This is a genomic window from Ruegeria sp. AN11, from assembly GCF_056536005.1.
The window spans coordinates 272,236-291,180 of the sequence record NZ_JBQFJD010000001.1; the positions used below are offsets into that span (position 1 = coordinate 272,236).

The window sequence follows — 18,945 nt, forward strand, 5'->3', positions numbered from 1 at the left end:
AGTCTGATCTATCGATTCACCTGTTCATCTCCGCCGCGATGGCGTCGCGGCGTCTAAGGAGGTGATCGGCTCTCGGACCCCGAGACCGCCTGTCCTGAACGCCGGGACATGTGGCCGGGGATTGCACACCCGGCAAGGATGAGAGACCAAAGATGACTGACATTTCAAACCGCCCCGAGTTCTTCACCTGCCACAATGGTGACAAGGCCCCGTTGCCGTTCAGCAAGGCCGAGTATGACCGCCGTCTTGGCAAGCTGCGCGCCATCATGGCCAAGCGGGATATCCCCGTCGTGCTGCTGACGTCGATGCAGAACATCGCCTACTACTCGGGCTTTCTGTATTGTTCCTTCGGTCGCCCGTATGGCTGCGTTGTGACCCAAGACAACTGCACTACCGTGTCCGCCAATATCGATGCCGGGCAACCGTGGCGCCGGTCGGTTGAAGACAACGTGATCTACACCGACTGGAAGCGCGACAACTACTGGCGTGCCGTTGCAAGTCTGATCGGAAACGCCAAGCGGGTCGGGATCGAAAGCGACCACATGACCATTGCGGCGCGTGAAACTGCCCTGCGCATGCTGGGTGCCCCCGAGTTGGTCGATGTCGCGCCCGATACGATGGCGGCTCGTATGGTCAAATCCGCAGAGGAAATTGAACTGATCAAGGGCGGCGCGCGCACTGCGGATGTTGGCGGTGCGGCCATTCACGCGGCCATCCGCGAAGGCGTAACCGAGATCGAAGTTGCAATGGCGGGTCGAGACGCGATGGAAGAGGAAATCGCGCGTGCCTATCCGGATGCCGAATACCGCGACACCTGGGTTTGGTTCCAATCCGGTCTGAACACCGATGGCGCACATAACCCGGTGACAAAACGCGCGCTGCAAAAGGGCGATATCCTGTCCCTGAACACCTTCCCGATGATCTCGGGCTATTATACCGCACTGGAACGGACCCTGTTTCTGGGCGAGCCGGATGCCGACAGCCTGCGCCTTTGGAAGGCAAACGTGGCCGCGCACGAACTTGGCCTCAGCCTGATCAAGCCAGGCGCCACCTGTTCCGGCATCACTGCCGAGATCAACCGGTTCTTTGCCGACGAAGGCCTGCTTCAGTATCGTTCTTTCGGCTATGGCCACTCTTTTGGTGTTCTGAGTCATTACTATGGTCGTGAGGCCGGTCTGGAATTGCGTGAGGACATCGACACTGTGCTGGAACCCGGAATGGTCGTATCGATCGAGCCGATGCTGTGGATTCCCGAAGGCCAGCCCGGTGCGGGCGGTTACCGGGAACACGATATTCTGGTGGTGGGTGAAGACGGGGCCGAAAACATCACCGGTTTCCCATACGGACCGGGTCACAACATTATCGGTGCCTGATGATCAAGGGGGTGGAGCTTTGGCTCCACCCTTTTATGGATGCGCGCCGAGCAGGTATACATCGGCAATAATAGTGTTCCGGTTTTCGACGTATGGAGATTTCCCGAAAGTCGAAATTCCCTCGAGATGTAGATTTAGTCAGCCAGAAGCGGGCAGGGCGGCCGTCCTTCTGGGAATGCCAAGCCTTCGGAAATCAGTTTCCACCCGCTCTCCAGTCTTCAACCCTTCGCGTGCCAGCCGTTGTCGACATAGGTGGCTGTTCCATTGACGAAACTCGCATCATCCGAGGCGAGGAATACCACGGTTCTGGCCACTTCTTCAGGGTAGCAGATGCGCCCCTGCGTTGCGGCCATGCCGCTGTCCTCCCATTCCTGGCCGGCGGCGTCCAGTTCAGCAATTTCCTTCAGCCCATGTGCTGTTTCAACAAATCCGGGACAGACCGCGTTGCAGCGTATTCCGGCGTCCCGATACTCGGTCGAGATCGTGCGGGACAGTTGCAGGACGGCGGCCTTGGACATGCAGTAGACGGACTCCAGCGCGTACCCCAACTCGGCAGCGATCGACGAGGTGATGACGATCGAACCACCGCCGTTCTCGGCCATCTCTTTCACCGCACGTCTGCAAACAAGGAAAGCAGATTTCACGTTCAGGTCCATCAGCCAATCGTATTCTTCTTCCGATGTCTCATGCAGTGATTTTACGATGATCGAGCCTGCATGATTGAACAACACATTGTATGCCCCGAACTCGGCGACGCTGGCATCAAATGCGGTGTCGATATCACGGGCGCTGGTGACGTCGCAGTGAAAGAACTTAGCTTTGCCGCCCTGATCACGGATCATCTGAGCTGTTTTCTGACCCTCGTTATCGTTGATATCGAAGATCGAAACAGTTGCGCCTTCCTGCGCGAACAACAGGGCCGTTGCACGCCCCATCCCTGTTGCTCCGCCGGCGATGACAGCCGTCTTTCCTTCCAGTCTTGCCCGGTGTGCCATCAATCCCTCCCGTTTTTCAGATACACTCACCCCCGTCGATCACCAACGCGTGGCCCGTTATGAAGGTGGACATGTCAGAGGCCAAAAACACGACCGCGTCGGCGATTTCATCGGCCTTTGCCCAACGCCCCATGGGGATGCTGTTCGCGATATAACTTTCCAAAGCCACCCGCCCGCCCATCTGGGTTTCAAAGCCAGCGTTGAATGGTGTGTCGACCCAACCGGGGCACAGCGCATTGAACCTGATATTGTCCTTGGCATAGTCCGCAGCCATCTGGCGCACCATCGCCACAACTGCGTGCTTCGTGGTCGCATAGGCAATCATTTCGCGGTCATACTGCACCCCAGAATTGGACGAAGTGATGATGACGCTGCCGCCGCCCTGCGCACGCATCTGCCCGACCACCGCCCGTGCCGCAACGAAATGCGCCCGTACGTTCAACCGCCAGCTTTCATCCATGCCTTCGGGGCTGACCTGTTCCAACGTGCCCTCGACCTGAATACCTGCGTGCGAATGCAGTATGTCCAGTCGGCCTAGTTTTTCGATTGTCGTCCGGAGTGCGCCAACAACGGCGCCGTCATCCGTCATGTCCAGCGCAATGCTGTCGGCACTGCCGCCATTTTCCATGATTTCTTGGGCCGTCGCTTCGGCCAGTTCACCGACAAGATCGGTTACGACAACGTGCGCCCCGCACTCAGCCATCGAGATGGCACTTGCCCTTCCGATACCGGATCCTGCCCCGGTCACAAAGGCAATGCGACCGTCGAGAGAGATCTTTTCAAAACGTGTCTTCATGAGCTTAACAGCTGTCATTTCTTCTTGTCTCCCCTCCGCAGAAGGACCTGGGCTGTGATCAATAGGACCAATGACGCGGCCAGAACCATTGTGCCTATGGCGTTGATCTCTGGCGTGACACCGCGGCGGATTGACGAAAAAACGTAAATTGGAAGCGTTGTCTCGGACCCTGCGACAAAGAATGCGATGATGAAGTCGTCAAAGCTGAAGGTGAAGCTTAATAGAAACCCGGCCAAAATCGCTGGAAAGATCAATGGCAAGGTGACCTGTCTAAACGTGCCAAATGGCGTCGCATAGAGATCCGACGACGCCTCGGTCAGGGTGGCGTCCATGCCGGAAAGTCTTGCGCGAACAATGATCACGACAAGGGCCATCGTGAACATGGTGTGCGCTGCAATGAGAGAGCCCATACCCATGTTGAGCTTTGGCGGCTCAGCCCCTTCGGGCCAGAGCGCTGCAATGCCCGGGTTCACGAAGTTGAACACAGTGACAAGTGCGATCAGGGTCGCAATTCCGATGACGATGCCGGGTATCATGATGGCCACGTAGATCAAACCGTCGAAGGCCGTGCGCATCGGCCCGCGGATACCTTGCAGACCCACAGCCGCCATTGTTCCGAACAAAGAGGCCAGAGTGGCCGATACAAGTGCCACGATAAGGCTGGTTTCCAACGCATCCATAACGAACGGGTTGTTCAGCGCCTTGCCGTACCATTGCGTGGACAAACCTTGCAGCTGGCTGGCATGGCGTCCGGCATTAAAACTAAAGAGCGCTATGACCCCGATTGGGATATAGAGAAACAAGTAAACGCACAGAGCATACAGTCGCATTTCATCCCCCTACATCAACGATACGTCTTCGCGCTGGGTCCCCAGTCGCGAGATCAGGCGCATGTAGATCGTGACCGAGATCAGCATGATGAACACCAGCGTCGCTGCCACCGCCGATCCATAAGCCCAGTTGCGCGATTGCAGGAACAGATCGACCAGCGCGTTGCCAACAAAGAACACTTTGCCTCCGCCCAGCAGCGCCGGGATCAGGAATTCCCCCATCAGGAGTATAAACACGAGCAGACAGCCCGTGGCCACGCCGGGCACCGACAATGGCAAAGTCACTTGCAGGAAGGTCCGCATAGGTGTGGCACCAAGGTCTGAAGAGGCTTCGAGCAGACGCTTGTCCAGCCGGTCGAGACTGACGAAGATCGGAAACACCATCAGCGGAAGGTAGCCATAGATGATACCAATCAAGACCGCGAAAGGTGTATTGATAAGACGTGGCTTTGCGAACCCGATAAAGTCGATCAGTTCTGGAATTCCGCGACCGCCCAGCAGGAATATCCACGCATAGCTGCGGATCAGGATCGAGGTCCAGAACGGAACGATCACCAGAACCAGCAGGATGGTTTTCCATTTAGGATCAGCCCTGACGGCCAGAAAATACGCCAGCGGATAGGCTATGAACAAGGCGGCAATGGTGCCGACCGGGGCAAGCACCATCGTGTTTTTGAACGCCGTCCAACGTGCCGGAAGGTTGGCGTATTGTTCCAGCGTGAAAGCCGGCACATATCCGCCAGCCGGGCCGCGTTCCCCAAAGCTGAAGATAAGAACGACCGTCAACGGCAGCACAAGCATCACCAGGAACCAGGTCCCGGCCGGGGCCAGCAAGAGCCAGTTGCGCGTTCTCGCATTCATGTCGTTCTCATCTCCGGTTTGCGGACTTTAGGCAGATTTGAACCGGGCCATAAGTTCAGCGCGGTTCGGGTCGGTCAGCGTTACCGCCGCACCGAATTCAAGCGCGTCCAGAAGTTCCTGCGCCGGATACAGGATCGGGTCGTTCTGCAACTCCTCAGGCAACATCGCGATCGATTTCGCATCTGCTGTCGGGTAGCCGTGCGCCAGCACCTCTTTAACGTTCACGGCGGGATCCAGCAGGTAGTTGATCAGCGCATAGGCTGCATCTATGTGGGGCGCCCCTTTCGGGATGGCGTAGTAATCGCTCCACAACTCGCCGCCTTCCTTGCCGAGGATGTACATGATCTCGGGCATGTCGGTGTTCAGCTGTTTGCCGTCACCAGACCAGGCCATCGCCAGTGTCGCGTCTCCGCTGCGCATGGACGGCTGGATGTCCGATGAAATTGCAAACAGGTGCGGCTTTGCGTCAATGAGCAGTTTCTCGGCGTCGGCCAGTTCCTTCTCGTCGACCGAGTTGAAGGAATAGCCAAAGTATTTCAGCGCGTTCCCGATCGTTGTCAGCTGATAGTCATGTACGATTGTACCGCCAGACAGATCTCCCATCGTCAAATCAAAGAATTCTTTCCAGCTCGACGGCGTGGGCGCACCGTTGAGTTGGCTGGTATTGGCGACAAAACCGGTCGAGCCCCAGTTTTTGGGAACGGCGTAGAGCTTGCCATCGACCGAGCCGGCCTCGGCATAACGCGGGTCATAGGCGGACGCGTCGTAGTTCGGCAGCCGCGATGTATCGAGCGGTTCGATCAGGTCTTCACTGACATAGGTGGTGATGGTGTAGTTGGTCGGGACGTACACGTCCCAGCCGGTTGCCCCGGCCTGAAGCTTGGCCAACATCTCTTCGTTCGACCCAAAGACGTTGACCTGAACATTGGCACCGGTCGCTTCGGCAAAGGCGTCGAAATTGGCGGTGTCGTGGTAGTTCGGCCAGGTGGCGAGAACCACGCGATCCCCAATATCGCCGGATGCCCAGGCGGGACCCGGCCGAAGACCCGGCACGGCCGAGCCAAGCACAGCCGTCGCCGCCCCCAGACCCGTCACACCGAGAAAGTGCCGGCGTGTGACCGAACCGCGCTTGTAGCGGTACAGCTCTTCCATGAATTTCTGCTTCGAGATGTGATCCGGTGTTTTTGTCATGAGTTTTCCCCTGTTGGCTGGATCGTTAGGTTAGTCTCCGGAAAGGATGAGCGCTCCGCTGGCGTTCCAGGACGCAAAGAGCGGCTCATCCACTTTGAACGATCCCTCGTTCAATTCTGACTGGCGTGGCGACAACACCAGGAACTCTCCCAGTGTGTCATGCCTGACCAGGTATTCGGTATGTTCCCCCAGAAAGATGCGATTGAGGACTGTGACCCCAAGGTCGGTTTCTGCCTTTGATGTCCTGCTGAGGTGGATTTGTTCAGGCCGAACGCTCAGGCCGACGGCTTCTCCCAAATTCAGATTGAATGGGTTCTGTCCCGTGACGGATTGCCCGGTAACCAGCTGCACATCGGCATTTTGGTTACTTGTTGCAGTGATCGAACCGTTGAAGATGTTGGTCGTGCCAACAAAACCAGCCACATATCGGTTTGCTGGCCGGTCGTACAGGTCCTGTGGGCTGCCAACCTGCTCGATCCGGCCGTCGCGCATGATGCAGATCCTGTCACTCATCGACAACGCTTCTTCCTGATCGTGGGTTACTAGGACAAAGGTGATGCCCAGGCGGCGCTGGATGTTTTGCAGCTCGATCTGCATTTCCTTGCGCAATTTTCTGTCCAGCGCCGCCAGCGGTTCATCAAGCAGCAGCAGCTTGGGTTCGTTCACGATAGCTCGGGCAAGTGCTACGCGTTGTTGCTGTCCACCGGACATTTCCCAAATTCGGCGCGCTTCGTACCCTTCGAGCCGAACAATTTCCAATGCCTTGCTGACCTTTTGCGCGATCGTCGCTTTGGGCAGCTTCGGGCGCCGCTGTTTCAGACCGTATCCAATATTCTGTGCAACGGTCAGGTGCGGGAACAGTGCGTAATGCTGAAACACCATGTTGACCGGACGCAGATGGGCATCCAGCGAGTTCACCACCTCTCCGTCCAGCAAAACATCGCCTTCCGACGGGCTTTCAAAACCTGCCAGCATTCTAAGAGCCGTTGTCTTGCCGCACCCGGACGGACCTAGAAACGACAGAAACTCTCCTTCTGCGATTTTAAGGTTTAGATCATTGGCCGCCAACACGTCCCCAAACCTTTTGGACACGCCGCGAAGCTCGGCGATAGTGCTTCCTGTCGATCTGTCCGATTGTTGGGTATATTCACCGTTTGGCATTTTTTCGGGACATATCCTCATTTTTAAAATACCACTTGTTTCAGGTAAACGGTAAAAAATTTGTCGATTCTTGTATATATCACGAATGTGGTATTCAAATTTGAGTAGGAGGCGGCCGTGACAGATTGGTTGACCGAAGCAGGCGCAGTAATAGCTGCTATCGGAACAGACGATTTCTCCCAGACGCTTTCGAAATCTCTGCAGGAAATCAGTGGGTTCGACTATACTGTTATATTTGGGTATCTCGGATCAGCGCGCCCGATCGACCTGTTTGACGATTTCCCAAAATCGAAGCGGAAGATCATGGTTGAGGATTATCAGGAGGGTCCATATCTTCTGGATCCGTTTTACCTGGCCAGCGCAAACTCCATTGATCCAGGTCTGTACCGGTTACGTGATCTGGCACCAGATCGGTTTTATCAGGGTGAGTACTTTCGAAATTACTATGTTCAGACCGGTTTGGCCGAAGAGATTTGCTATGTTGTTGACCTGCCTGACGAGGCAACCGTTTGTGTTTCGTTGATGCGGGCAGAAAAGGCATTTAGCGCCAAGGACTTCCGGGAACTGGGAAAGGCCTGGCCTGTGGTCAGTGAAACCTGCAGGCATCACTGGAACGGATTGGCCGGAGAGTTTGGGCAGAAACCGGCAAATACGCGGCGAAGGGGGCGGGTGCTGAATGTGGACGAGGCATTTGAAAAGTTTGACGAGGGCCTTCTGACGCCTCGCGAAAAGGAGGTTGTCGAGTTTACCCTCAAAGGCCATTCCGCTGACGCCGTTGGCCGAATACTGGGTATTTCTCCGGGAACTGTTCGTATTCACCGCCGGAACATATACTCCAAGCTTAGAATCCGTTCCCAGGGAGAGTTGTTTTCGCGGTTCATCGACGCGCTGTTGGGGCCGGAGGAAAAGTGAAGCCTTCAGTGACGTGTCGTTTGGCGCTTTCCAGTAACTGTTCCAAACGGTGGGATGTTTGGCAGGCATAACTATTGCGCTTGCTGGGCCGGAATGGTTCCCGGTTTGTCAAAGCAACTGAGCCACCACATCTTCCGCCGCTCGCAAACCTTCCAGGTGGGCGCCACTGACAGAGCATTGTTGGTTGGGATGTGTCGCTTCGCCAGCAAAGTGAACCCATTCTGCATGGGATTGTCGCAAAACGGCACGTTGGCCATAGCCCCCCGGCTGCGATCCTGCGTAAGACCCAAGCACGTATGGTTCATGTCGCCAGGCGGTTGCGTGTCCCTTGATGAATTTTTCTCTGATGGCCGAGCCGAAGAAACCAACCAGCGTCTCGAGCGCATGTTCGATGGCGCTTTCAGGTCCTGCGTTCTGCAAGTCTCTGGAAAGGCTTCCGGAACTTTCAAAGCTGGTGAGGCCGGTGCTTGAGATGTTGCAAAGAAAGCCGCCACCGCGGGCTACTCCGGACGCGTCGGGTTCTAAGTGGTAGGTCAGCCATGTGTCGGGTTGCACGGGTAATGCACCGGGGTGAAAAAGAAGGCCTGCGTGATTGTAGTCTCCCATAGTAATGAGTTCGAGCGCTGCGCGCCGGTCGGATTCAAGGGGAGGATCAAAACGGATGACGTCTTCGGCCAGCACCCCGACGGATACTGTTACGACCACGGTGCGCGCTTTGGTTTTGCCAGTCGCCATGGTTACCTGCACACCGTCACTCAGGGCTTCGATTTCTGTGACCGGACTGGACAGTTTGATCGGAAGACCCTGCGCCGTGCACGCGATGAGGTGCCCGAAACCTTCACGGCAAAACCAGTCGTCGCCCCCCTCCCAGGCAACGATGTCTCGCAGGGATGTGTCCGGCAAATCCCTGGCAAGTGACAGCGCGAATGTCATGGCTGCCGTAAATGACCAAGGCCCCTTGTCTTCCCAGATGTCAGCCAAAGACCGGTCGGTCGGAACTCCGGTACTTGTTTCAATTTCTGCATCGATGCGCGCCGCTTCAGCTATGTCTTTGTGGATGTCCTCTACTTCGTTCCAAAGGACGGCATCATTTTTCAGGCCGTATGTCATTGCGTTATCCGGGGCCGCGTAAAGGTCAAGGCCAAGCGCAAGACCCGGCGCTTTCAGAGCGTTGGCATGTTCGGCGTGCATCCAATGCGCCCCCACGTCGAAAGGGACGCCAAAGATTTCGGTGTCCGTGTGGGTGCGCCCCCCGACGCGGTTCGATGCCTCGACACAGATAACTGACAGACCTGCCGACATAAGAGCCCGGGTCGCTGCGAGTCCCGCTGCGCCAGCACCCACAACAACGACGTCATAGTCATACGCGTTCACTTTGTTTCCTCCGGCGCATTGAGTGGCTTGTAGGGTGAATTCAAAGATTGCACTTCGATTGCTCGCCGTCGCGACGCCCAACAATCATCAGAAGCTTTCTGAGGTGTGATCCTAATCGCAGGCGTTATCATGCCTCTGTGCATTCATTTGAAAAACCAACCAATTCTGGCACTGAAACCCCCTCGTAGCTGGCCAGATAAAGCGGGTCTTCGGCGTCAAACTTGCTGCACCTCCGGTAAATTTCCAGCATCTCGGTAGACATTCTGCCGTTCTGATAAAAGTACATTGCGGCCGCATACCTTGTGGCGCCGGAGCCTTGGATTCCGACTTCCGTCACAAGAAGTTGCTTTTGAAGTTCTGCTTCCGACATAGAACGCGCCCTTGTTCACGTCTTGGGCGCAGCCGACATGGCGGTATTGAGCGACACAACTTCATCTTCACGTGGCGCGGTTTCTGAATTGTAGACTGGCAGTATTTTGCGGAGGTGGTCGTGATGTGACCGGACACCATATTCGAGGTCCGAAAGGTAGAAACCCTCGAACGATTCCGAAGCCATGGATTCGTTCGACCAGATCGTCAGCTGAATATCTTCCTCCACGGTTTCGCGATCAATCCGGGCGGCGAGATACCGGGCTGCCCTTTGTTGGCGATCTTCGTGCGGATTTCGATATGTTGCGCTCCGCAGCACGGACTTTTTCGTCGTGATTGGAAACTCCTGATAAAACAACATTGTCTCGGGAGTGACAGCAATTACTGCATTAGGGAAAATGCCATAGTAGAGCCAGGTTTTGTGCAAGTGTTCGGGCAGGTGGGGCTGGGGCTTTGTGAACTTCTTGTAGTTGCGAACAGCCCATCTACGCCCTTTCGTCGGTGTGAAACTTGCATCAGAACGTGAGACACCATCGACATAAGGTTCGTCGGAATAGGTTGAACCGTACAAATCCTGCAGGGCAGGGTGCGCAAGCGGTACGTGGTAGCCTTCGTTGTCCACGTCTCTGATTGATTTCCAGTTGACCGGCGTCTCCTCCGTCCAGATCCCGTCTGTCGGAACATGTTCGGCCATTTTGTAGGCTGAGATTTCCTGTTCAATCGGGGCCAGAAGTTCCGCCACAGATGGCTGGGGGCCCGGTTTGAAGCGAATAAACACAAGACCGTGCCAGATTTCCATTTCAAGTTCTTTCAGGCCGAACTTGTGCTTGTCCAGGTCCGGAAAGGACTCTGGCCGGGCGGCACCACGCAGCGTTCCATCAAGATTGTAAACCCAGCCATGAAATGGGCAAACCAAGGCGTTTTCACACTTTCCTTGATCTTTGGGAACGAGCCGAGACCCGCGATGACGACAAACATTAAGAAACGCTCGAATGTCCGAGTTGTTGTCTCGTACGATCAGTGCGCGCTCGCCGCACATGTCGAAACAAAGGAAGCTGCCGGGTTCCGGAACATCCGAAACGTGACATGCTATTTGCCAATGTGTTTTGAACAGATTGCTCTTTTCAAGGTCCAGAAGAGCGGTGCTGTGATAGCACCAGCCCGGCAGTCCACGTCTGTCCCAATTGGCTGGAACTTCGATGTTCCGGGGTTCGTCATGCATCAGTTCAATCCGCGTAGTTTTGACTTGATCAGCCAGTGTTTTGGTCGGTTCGGCCAAACCAAGCCTGCGATCTTGGTTTTCAGTAGGATCAGCCATCGTTCGATTGATTGTAGATTTTGCCCAATTTGGTCCGTTCGTCAATCGTTTCTGACTGAATGATCATTCAAAGATAGATCCAAAATGGTTCCCTGCGACCCAATTGAGGTTGATGCGTGCGCGGAAAGTTAGAAATTTTTCTGTCAATTAAGCGACTTGTCGGCTTTTGATCAAAATTGGATCAGCTTTGCTTGACAGCGGCGATTTCATCAGACTACCGTTTTGAATGGCCAGTCAGATAAATTCATGATGATTGGAGGGCAATGGGGTGCAAGATGAGCAAACCTGTCAAAAGGGGGGCTCATAAAAACAGTGTTCAGCAGACAAAGTAAGCAAAATTGCTGCAGCCACCACTCAGGGAGAGGAAGCGAAATTATGAACTCAATCAGGAAAGTCGCCGGGGTTACCGTTCTCGCAGTAACGGCTACTGCAATTTCCGGGTCGGTACTTGCACAAGAGCGTGTATTGAAAGTCACAAACTGGGGGGAATACATCGCTGAAGACACGATCGAGAACTTCGAAAAAGAGTACGGCATCAAGGTAATTTACGATCCGTACGACTCGGCTGAAGCAATCGATGCCAAGCTGCTGGCAGGAAACAGCGGCTATGATGTGGTCAGCCATGCAGGCAGTGATACGGCGCGGCTGATTAAGGCCGGCATCGTCGCGGAGCTTGATATGTCGAAGCTGGACAACGTTCAGCACATTGATCCGGCTATCATGGAGCAACTGGCTAGTGAGTGGGACCCGGGCAACAAGCATTTCATTCCGTATATGTGGGGAACACACGGGGTCACTTATAACGAAGAATTGGTGAAAGAGACGTATCCGGACGCGCCCATCGGTTCGATGGACATGGTGTTTGATCCCGTGCACATGAAAGAGCTGTCCAAGTGCGGTGTTTCTTTCCTGGATTCTCCGGGCGACATCATACCGATGGCTTTGGCGCACATGGGGTTGGATCCGAATTCCACGAACGCAGAAGACTATGAAAAGGTCGGAGAAATGCTGGCCGCAGTCCGCCCGTACATCAAAACCTTCGACAACTACGCGTACCAAAGAATGCCTCAGAAAGAGTTCTGCGTCTCAACCACTTGGGGACCGGATGGCCTTCTTGCGATGTCCGGGGCAGCCGAAGCCGACACTGGGGTTGTGCTGGACTTCTTCCTGCCTGAAGGCGAGCGCACCGCGCAGTTGTGGATCGACGGTTGGCTTATACCGGAAGACGCAGCCAACAAGGAAGACGCGCATCTTTTCTTGAACTATATGATGCGCCCTGAAGTTGCGGCCAATGACAGTAACTTCACCTGGTATGCGACTGCCAACCTGTCAGCCAAGCCAATGGTTGACGAAGCCGTCACATCCAGCCCGGCCGCATTCCCGACGTCTGATCAGGTTGCCAAGATGTACACAACTGCGGTTCTTCCTCCCAAGGTCGAGCGTTTGCAGACCCGTACCTGGACGGACTTCAAAGCCGGTAACTAATCCACTCTCACCGGCAAGTGCAGTAGCGAACCTATTCGGATCGCTACTGCACTTCGGATCCATACAGGCAGACTGCGAGGCCCAAATTGACCGTTTCCAAAGCTGTCAGTGCAGCACCTTGGCTAGACCAAACAGAACAACAACCATTGGTTCAGATCAGAGGTGTGACAAAGAAGTACGGTGAAGTAACGGCCGTCGATAACGTCGATCTGGATATCTACAAGGGTGAGTTGTTCTGTCTGCTGGGCGGATCAGGGTGCGGAAAGTCCACTCTGCTGCGAATGCTCGCGGGATTTGAGGAGTTGAACGCCGGCTCAATCATCATTGATGGCGTCGATATGGCTGACGTTCCTGCCTACGAACGCCCAACCAACATGATGTTCCAGAGTTATGCGCTGTTTCCGCATATGACTGTCGAAAAGAACGTATCTTTCGGGTTGGAACAAGACCATGTCCCAAAATTTGACATAGCCGACAGGGTGCACGACATCCTCAAGCTTGTTGAACTGGAAGACTTCAAAAAAAGGAAACCCAAGCAATTGTCAGGCGGGCAACGCCAGCGCGTTGCGCTGGCTCGTGCGTTGGTCAAACGCCCAAAGCTGCTGCTTTTGGATGAGCCTTTGGCTGCGCTTGACAAGAAGCTGCGCAAGCAAACGCAGTTTGAGCTTGCCAATATTCAGGACAAGGTCGGTGTCACGTTTATTGTGGTGACCCACGATCAGGAAGAAGCGATGACGTTGTCGTCCCGAATGGCGGTCATGGACGCCGGGCGGTTCAAGCAGATTGGAACGCCGACAGAAATATACGAGTTTCCCGCGTCTCGCTTTGTCGCCGACTTCATCGGGTCAGCGAATATTTTTGAGGGCAGGGTAACCGAGGAAGGTGCAGATCATGTTCGGGTCGAGACTGAATTCTGCGAGGTTTTCATAGATCACGGTCACTCCGTGAAAGTTGGCAGCAAGATCTGGGTGGCTTTGAGGCCCGAAAAAATCCGTCTTTCGAAATCCGATGAAGTTGCTCCAGGCCCCAACCAGACGTCAGCTATCATCGACGATGTTGGTTATTTGGGAGAGACGTCGATCTACAAGGTGAGGCTTCCCAATGGGGAGATATTTGATGTCACCAGGCCCAACCAGTCACGCCCAACGCATGCCACTCAGCGCATTACGTGGGAGGACAAGGTGAATATCAGCTGGGATCCGTCCAGTGCCATGTTGCTCCACTCATGACGGACTTCACGGGAGATAGGCCTGAACCGTTACAGGTTGAACGACAGCCGATGCTTGGTCTCTTTATGCGGCGCTTGCAAAGCAAGTGGCGACAGATCGTTACCGTCATACCGTTCTTCTGGCTTCTGGTTTTCTTCCTGGCACCGTTCTTTATTGTCGCCAAAATCAGCTTGGCTGAACTTGCCATTGCAAGCCCTCCATTCACCAGTTTGATCGAGTGGTCGGACAGCGGGATCATGACGATCCGTCTGGTGTTCGACAATTTTATCTACATCTGGGAAGACAGCCTTTATTTTGACACCTACGTCAACTCGCTCAAGATTTCGGTGACATCGACGTTCCTGTGCCTGTTGTTTGGCTACCCCATTGCCTATGCAATCGTGCGATCAGGCCCAGTCGCCAAGCCGCTGTTGCTTTTCGCAATAATCCTGCCGTTCTGGACGTCGTTCCTGCTGCGCGTCTACGCGTGGATGGGATTGCTTGCAGATCAGGGTACGATCAATAACCTGTTGATCGCAATTGGTATAATCGATGAACCGATCCGGATGCTGTACACGGAATTCGCTGTCTATATTGGCATCGTCTACACCTACATGCCCTTCATGATCCTGCCGCTCTACGCGAACATGGAAAAGCTGGATGACAGCCTGAACGAAGCCGCAGCCGATCTCGGATCCCGACCAACAAACACGTTCTTCAAAATCACATTGCCTTTGACGATGCCCGGCATCATCGCGGGCTCACTGCTGGTCTTTATTCCTGCGACCGGGGAGTATGTTATTCCCGATCTGTTAGGGGGTGGAAACGTGCAAATGATTGGCCGCGTTCTCTATAACGAGTTCTCCAGAAACAGTGATTGGCCGGTTGCTGCTGCGGTTGCAATTGTTCTGCTGGTTATTCTGGTGCTGCCCATCATGGTGTTCCAACACTACCAGGGCAAAGCGTCGGAGGAGCAATAGATGTACAGCAAACGCTCCCGTTTCCTGACGATCATGCTGACGCTGGGGTTGGCATTTTTCTATATCCCGATGATTTTGCTGATCATTTATTCGTTCAACTACTCCAAGCTGGTTCCGGTCTGGGGGGGATGGTCCTTACGATGGTACAAGGAACTTTTTCAATCTGCAGAAGTCTGGAGCGCGGTTTCCCTTAGCCTTCAGATCGCTGTCGTAAACGCAACCTTTGCAACAGCGCTTGGCACCCTGGCAGGACTTGCGATGGTGCGATTTGGCCGGTTCAAAGGCCGGACTTTGTTTGGTGGCATGTTGGTCGCGCCGTTGGTGATGCCCGAGGTGATAACCGGATTGTCCTTGCTGGTTTTCTTTATTTCTTTGAACCAACTAATAGGATGGCCCGCCGAGCGCGGCTTTGCGACGATTACGATCGCGCATATCACCTTTTCCATGGCCTATGTGGCCGTAACAATTCAGGCACGCTTGACCGGCGTGGGTCAAACTCTGGAAGAAGCGGCTGCCGATCTGGGTGCCAAGCCTTTCAAAGTTTTAACTGCCATCACTATCCCACAGCTTACGCCGGCTCTAATTTCAGGTTGGCTGCTGGCGTTTACTCTGTCTCTTGATGACCTGGTCATAGCCAGTTTTGTTACAGGTCCGGGGGCAAATACCTTGCCAATCCTGATCTTTTCGCGCATTCGACTGGGCCTCAGGCCGGATATCAATGCGCTTGCGACAATAATGATCCTCGTGATCGCCATTTGCGTCGCTATCGCTGCTATCGTTATATTCCGGCAACAAAGGGCGGATCTGCTGGACAGACAAATGGCTGAACGAGAGGAAGGATAAATTGGAGTCGCACGAGCTTCAGAAAAAACGACGCACCGAACCTCCGGAAGTTCGCCGCCTGCAGTTGATAATGGCGGCCATAGACTCGATTTCGAGGCGCGGGTTTTCTGACACAACGCTGAAACACGTGACCGAAGCTGCCAATCTGTCGCATGGGGTTGTGAATTACCATTTCGACAGCAAGGAAGCATTGTATGACGCCGCGCTGGGTTTTCTGGCACAAGAGCACTACGAAAACTGGCTAAGGTATTATGACGACGCGGAACCTACGGCCGCACATCGGCTTGCGGCCATTATCCGCGCGGATTTTGACAAAAGCATCTGCACGCACAAGCGCTTGGCTGTCTGGTTTGCATTCTGGGGGCAAGCAAAGTACCGGCCGAATTACCTGAAGATTCACAATAAATTTGACAACGAGAGATACGACCGAATTCTGCGTCTATGTGGAGAGTTGATCGCCGACGGCGATTACGACGATCTTGAGGCCGAAAAAACTGCCCGAGCTGTTGAGGCGATGTCTGACGGCGCCTGGCTCAGCCTGATGTTGTATCCCAAGGTGGCTGACCGGCGAGAGTTCAGGGATGTTTGTCTGCTTTCGCTGTCGCGGTTCTTTCCAAAACACTTTCCGGTTTAAACCGCAATACCCTGTAATTGTGCTTCAGCACTTTATCTTCTTCATTTGGGGGTCGTAGAGCGGCTTTAGCGAAGCAGCAGCGTCGAATTTCTCGTCGGCAATTTCGATCTGCCAGTGTCCCTCTGCGACGATGTCTGCCGTCAGAGGTTTTTCGGTTTCTGCAAAACCAATCCCGACAGCCGCGCCAAGCGTGTGCCCATACCCGCCAACCTGAATGTACCCGACTTCCTTGCCGTTCAGATAAATCATCTCGTTGCCATACATCAGGGGCTCAGCGTCTTTCAGCAGAAACTGTAGCATTCGGTTTTTGGGTGTGCCTTTTGCTTTTATTGCAGCCAGCGCTTCCCTGCCGATGAATCCTCCGGGTTTGTCCAGTTTGATGGCAAAACCAAGCCCGGCCTCAATGGGGTTGTCCGTGTTGTCCACATCGATTCCGAAATCACGATAGGCCTTTTCGAGTCGCAGGGAGTTTAGGGTTTGCATGCCCGCGTTTCGAACCCCCAAGTCACGACCCGCTTCCATTATCAGATCATATGTTTGAACGGCCTGAATGGCAGGCACATGAAGCTCCCAGCCAAGTTCTCCGATAAAGGTCACGCGATAGGCCAGAACAACGGCATACCCGACATCAATCTCTCGGGCCGTCATGAATGGGAAGCCTTCGTCCGACAAATCAGCGCCGGATATTCTGCTCAGAAGATCGCGTGACTTTGGGCCGTGAACGTTGATTTGGCAGCGCGCAGCAGTGATGTCTGTGATGACCACATTCTCATCGTTCAGAATGTGCCGCCGCATGCGCATTTCGGTATGACCTGCCGAGTTTTCGCCGACAATAACCCAGTACTTCCGCTCGGACAGTCGAGTAACCGTAAGGTCGGCCTCAAACCCACCTTGTTCATTCACCCAGGCAGTGTAGACCACGTGGCCAGGCTCAACATCAACCTCATTGCAGGAAAGGCGCGAGAGAAGGGCGCATGCATCTGGACCTTCGACGCTGAAACACGCCATTGATGTCATGTCCATGACGATGACTTCCTCGCGCGCTGCCTTGTGTTCTTCGGCGTGCCATTCAAACCAGTTTTGGCGATACCAACTGTATTTCTCGACCTTGGCCTGTTCCGGTGTCGGGGCAAACCAATCAGGTTGTTCCCAACCACTTCCTTCGCCGAAAAACGCCCCTGCATCCTTCAGGCGGTCATACAGCACGGAACGCTTTACGTTTCTGGCCGTCTTGTAATTCTCATTGTGGTAATGCTGGCCAAAGAGCTTGCCCAGCAGCTCCGGCGTTCTGTCGCGCCGGAACGCCGGTGTGGCCATTTCACGCGAAAAGCGATTGACGTTGATGCCCGTGACATCGATTGGGGGCAAGCCATCCACAATCCAATGGGCCAGAACCATACCGGTACCGGCGCCATTGAGGATGCCCAAAGAGTTCATCCCGCATGCAACCCAGAGGTTGCGAAGTTCCGGTGTCGGGCCAACAAGCGGTGCAAGATCGGGCGTAAAGCTCTCCGGTCCGCAGAACAGTTTCTTGACGCCATAATTCATCGTGTCAGGCACGCGCGAATAGGCTTTTTCAAGGTCGGGGCCAACACGTTCCCAGTCTGGCTCGATCTCTCCGAATTGCCATTCGTCGGGGATACCACCCAGCTTCCACGCCGCAGCACCTGGTTCGAAAAGACCCAACATCATCCCCCCAACTTCTTCGCGGTAATAAGTGTACGTGGAAGGGTCTTCGAGAACGGGCAGATCGCGGGGCAAGCCCGGGATGCTCTCGGTAATCAGGTAGTAGTGCTCAGCCGCTTGAAGGGGCAGGTTGACGCCATGCTTGGCCCCTAACTGGCGGGACCACATGCCACCGCATATCACAACGTTTTCAGCCGTGATGGCGTGACCGTTCGCAGTGCGGATTCCAGTCGCGGTGCCGTTCTCGACCAAAATCTCGTCGACCCGAACACCTTCGAAGAAGCGGGCGCCTCTGCTTCTGGCCCCCTTTGCCAGCGACATTGTCACGTCCACCGGGTTGGCGCGCCCGTCCTCGGGTATCAGGAACGCACCAACGACGTCCGACAGGTCACCAATAGGGAACAAATCCTGCGCTTCTTTTACTGAAACTTCGTGATTGTTTATCCCGAAACGGCGCATGAAGGCTGCGACACGGCGCATTTCATGCAGGCGTTCTTTGTTGGTCGCAATCTGCAGATATCCAACGTCCCGAAAACCAGTGGAAATACCGGTTTCTTTCTCAAGGTTGGCGTATAGATCGCGTCCATGCGTGTAGATTGCACATTCCGCTTCCGACTTGAGCAGGCCGGCCACGATAAGGCCCGCGGCATGCCAAGTCGTTCCGGATGTCAGTTGCCCCTGCTCAAGAACCACAACATCGGTATGGCCAAGCTTGGTCAGGTGATAGGCCGTATTCGCGCCAATGGAACCTCCCCCGATGATGACGGTCCGGGCGTGCGTCGGTAGGGTGTCAGCCATGGCGAGAATGTCCTTTCGTGGCGTTCATTTTCTCGCATATCAGTCATGGCGCTCAATGTCTACTGACTGAATGATCATTCAATAGTTAATTTTGAGCATCGCCTTCCTATCTGGAAAAGGGCTTGCCAGGG

At 54.6% G+C, this 18,945-nt stretch carries 17 protein-coding genes; 7 read left to right on the top strand and 10 right to left on the bottom strand.

Features of this window, described 5'->3' with window-relative positions; genetic code table 11:
* Positions 1 to 152: 152 nt before the first annotated feature.
* Positions 153 to 1,373 (top strand): aminopeptidase P family protein, encoded by a 1,221-nt coding sequence (locus ACR3EQ_RS01395; protein WP_170614526.1) that lies wholly within the window; start codon positions 153 to 155, stop codon positions 1,371 to 1,373.
* Between the two features lie 218 nt (positions 1,374 to 1,591).
* Here ACR3EQ_RS01395 and ACR3EQ_RS01400 read toward each other — a convergent pair whose 3' ends face one another.
* Genes ACR3EQ_RS01400 through ACR3EQ_RS01425 form a run of 6 tightly spaced genes read right to left on the bottom strand, consistent with a single transcriptional unit; the run spans position 1,592 to position 7,207 of the window.
* Positions 1,592 to 2,368, bottom strand: coding sequence for an SDR family NAD(P)-dependent oxidoreductase (locus tag ACR3EQ_RS01400; protein ID WP_480489606.1), 777 nt, complete (start codon positions 2,366 to 2,368; stop codon positions 1,592 to 1,594).
* Between the two features lie 16 nt (positions 2,369 to 2,384).
* A complete protein-coding gene (locus tag ACR3EQ_RS01405; RefSeq protein WP_170614672.1) occupies positions 2,385 to 3,143 on the bottom strand; it encodes an SDR family oxidoreductase in 759 nt (252 codons plus the stop codon).
* A gap of 35 nt (positions 3,144 to 3,178) precedes the next feature.
* Positions 3,179 to 3,994, bottom strand: a complete 816-nt coding sequence (locus tag ACR3EQ_RS01410; RefSeq protein ID WP_170614528.1) for an ABC transporter permease — start codon at positions 3,992 to 3,994, stop codon at positions 3,179 to 3,181.
* A gap of 9 nt (positions 3,995 to 4,003) precedes the next feature.
* On the bottom strand, positions 4,004 to 4,855 hold the full coding sequence (locus ACR3EQ_RS01415; protein WP_170614529.1) for an ABC transporter permease: 852 nt from the start codon (positions 4,853 to 4,855) through the stop codon (positions 4,004 to 4,006).
* Between the two features lie 27 nt (positions 4,856 to 4,882).
* Entirely contained in the window at positions 4,883 to 6,046 is a 1,164-nt protein-coding gene (locus ACR3EQ_RS01420; RefSeq protein ID WP_170614530.1) for an extracellular solute-binding protein, read from the bottom strand.
* A 30-nt stretch (positions 6,047 to 6,076) separates the two neighbouring features.
* Positions 6,077 to 7,207: an ABC transporter ATP-binding protein gene (locus ACR3EQ_RS01425; protein WP_170614531.1), complete on the bottom strand. Its 1,131-nt coding sequence runs from the start codon at positions 7,205 to 7,207 to the stop codon at positions 6,077 to 6,079.
* 117 nt (positions 7,208 to 7,324) lie between these two features.
* Between ACR3EQ_RS01425 and ACR3EQ_RS01430 the strand changes: the two genes are divergently transcribed.
* Complete coding sequence (locus ACR3EQ_RS01430) at positions 7,325 to 8,119, top strand: helix-turn-helix transcriptional regulator (RefSeq protein WP_170680549.1); 795 nt, start codon at positions 7,325 to 7,327, stop codon at positions 8,117 to 8,119.
* A 108-nt stretch (positions 8,120 to 8,227) separates the two neighbouring features.
* On the opposite strand, the gene ACR3EQ_RS01435 is transcribed toward ACR3EQ_RS01430, so the two are convergent.
* From ACR3EQ_RS01435 to ACR3EQ_RS01445, 3 genes are all read right to left on the bottom strand, one after another.
* Positions 8,228 to 9,493 (bottom strand): flavin monoamine oxidase family protein, encoded by a 1,266-nt coding sequence (locus tag ACR3EQ_RS01435; RefSeq protein WP_480489607.1) that lies wholly within the window; start codon positions 9,491 to 9,493, stop codon positions 8,228 to 8,230.
* A gap of 127 nt (positions 9,494 to 9,620) precedes the next feature.
* Complete coding sequence (locus tag ACR3EQ_RS01440; RefSeq protein WP_480489608.1) at positions 9,621 to 9,863, bottom strand: hypothetical protein; 243 nt, start codon at positions 9,861 to 9,863, stop codon at positions 9,621 to 9,623.
* A 15-nt stretch (positions 9,864 to 9,878) separates the two neighbouring features.
* Positions 9,879 to 11,084, bottom strand: coding sequence for an aromatic ring-hydroxylating oxygenase subunit alpha (locus tag ACR3EQ_RS01445; protein ID WP_480489609.1), 1,206 nt, complete (start codon positions 11,082 to 11,084; stop codon positions 9,879 to 9,881).
* Between the two features lie 471 nt (positions 11,085 to 11,555).
* Between ACR3EQ_RS01445 and ACR3EQ_RS01450 the strand changes: the two genes are divergently transcribed.
* From ACR3EQ_RS01450 to ACR3EQ_RS01470, 5 genes are all read left to right on the top strand, one after another.
* On the top strand, positions 11,556 to 12,665 hold the full coding sequence (locus tag ACR3EQ_RS01450) for an extracellular solute-binding protein (RefSeq protein ID WP_170614535.1): 1,110 nt from the start codon (positions 11,556 to 11,558) through the stop codon (positions 12,663 to 12,665).
* Positions 12,666 to 12,829: 164 nt separating this feature from the next.
* Entirely contained in the window at positions 12,830 to 13,894 is a 1,065-nt protein-coding gene (locus ACR3EQ_RS01455) for an ABC transporter ATP-binding protein (RefSeq protein ID WP_480489610.1), read from the top strand.
* A gap of 50 nt (positions 13,895 to 13,944) precedes the next feature.
* Positions 13,945 to 14,853, top strand: a complete 909-nt coding sequence (locus tag ACR3EQ_RS01460) for an ABC transporter permease subunit (protein ID WP_480489611.1) — start codon at positions 13,945 to 13,947, stop codon at positions 14,851 to 14,853.
* Positions 14,854 to 15,696, top strand: a complete 843-nt coding sequence (locus tag ACR3EQ_RS01465) for an ABC transporter permease subunit (protein ID WP_480489612.1) — start codon at positions 14,854 to 14,856, stop codon at positions 15,694 to 15,696.
* 70 nt (positions 15,697 to 15,766) lie between these two features.
* The gene (locus tag ACR3EQ_RS01470) at positions 15,767 to 16,330 is read left to right on the top strand and encodes a TetR/AcrR family transcriptional regulator (RefSeq protein ID WP_170619664.1); all 564 of its coding nucleotides are present in this window, start codon (positions 15,767 to 15,769) and stop codon (positions 16,328 to 16,330) included.
* A 24-nt stretch (positions 16,331 to 16,354) separates the two neighbouring features.
* Here ACR3EQ_RS01470 and ACR3EQ_RS01475 read toward each other — a convergent pair whose 3' ends face one another.
* The gene (locus ACR3EQ_RS01475) at positions 16,355 to 18,814 is read right to left on the bottom strand and encodes a GcvT family protein (protein ID WP_480489613.1); all 2,460 of its coding nucleotides are present in this window, start codon (positions 18,812 to 18,814) and stop codon (positions 16,355 to 16,357) included.
* Positions 18,815 to 18,945: the final 131 nt, after the last annotated feature.

Excerpts from the sequence above, each read along its gene's own strand:
- ACR3EQ_RS01460 (WP_480489611.1), top strand. The coding sequence starts at position 13,945 with ATGCTTGGTCTCTTTATGCGGCGCTTGCAAAGCAAGTGGCGACAGATC.
- ACR3EQ_RS01415 (WP_170614529.1), bottom strand. The coding sequence starts at position 4,855 with ATGAATGCGAGAACGCGCAACTGGCTCTTGCTGGCCCCGGCCGGGACC.
- ACR3EQ_RS01400 (WP_480489606.1), bottom strand. The coding sequence starts at position 2,368 with ATGGCACACCGGGCAAGACTGGAAGGAAAGACGGCTGTCATCGCCGGC.
- ACR3EQ_RS01465 (WP_480489612.1), top strand. The coding sequence starts at position 14,854 with ATGTACAGCAAACGCTCCCGTTTCCTGACGATCATGCTGACGCTGGGG.
- ACR3EQ_RS01420 (WP_170614530.1), bottom strand. The coding sequence starts at position 6,046 with ATGACAAAAACACCGGATCACATCTCGAAGCAGAAATTCATGGAAGAG.
- ACR3EQ_RS01475 (WP_480489613.1), bottom strand. The coding sequence starts at position 18,814 with ATGGCTGACACCCTACCGACGCACGCCCGGACCGTCATCATCGGGGGA.
- ACR3EQ_RS01425 (WP_170614531.1), bottom strand. The coding sequence starts at position 7,207 with ATGCCAAACGGTGAATATACCCAACAATCGGACAGATCGACAGGAAGC.
- ACR3EQ_RS01470 (WP_170619664.1), top strand. The coding sequence starts at position 15,767 with ATGGCGGCCATAGACTCGATTTCGAGGCGCGGGTTTTCTGACACAACG.
- ACR3EQ_RS01450 (WP_170614535.1), top strand. The coding sequence starts at position 11,556 with ATGAACTCAATCAGGAAAGTCGCCGGGGTTACCGTTCTCGCAGTAACG.
- ACR3EQ_RS01410 (WP_170614528.1), bottom strand. The coding sequence starts at position 3,994 with ATGCGACTGTATGCTCTGTGCGTTTACTTGTTTCTCTATATCCCAATC.
- ACR3EQ_RS01445 (WP_480489609.1), bottom strand. The coding sequence starts at position 11,084 with ATGCATGACGAACCCCGGAACATCGAAGTTCCAGCCAATTGGGACAGA.
- ACR3EQ_RS01395 (WP_170614526.1), top strand. The coding sequence starts at position 153 with ATGACTGACATTTCAAACCGCCCCGAGTTCTTCACCTGCCACAATGGT.
- ACR3EQ_RS01440 (WP_480489608.1), bottom strand. The coding sequence starts at position 9,863 with ATGTCGGAAGCAGAACTTCAAAAGCAACTTCTTGTGACGGAAGTCGGA.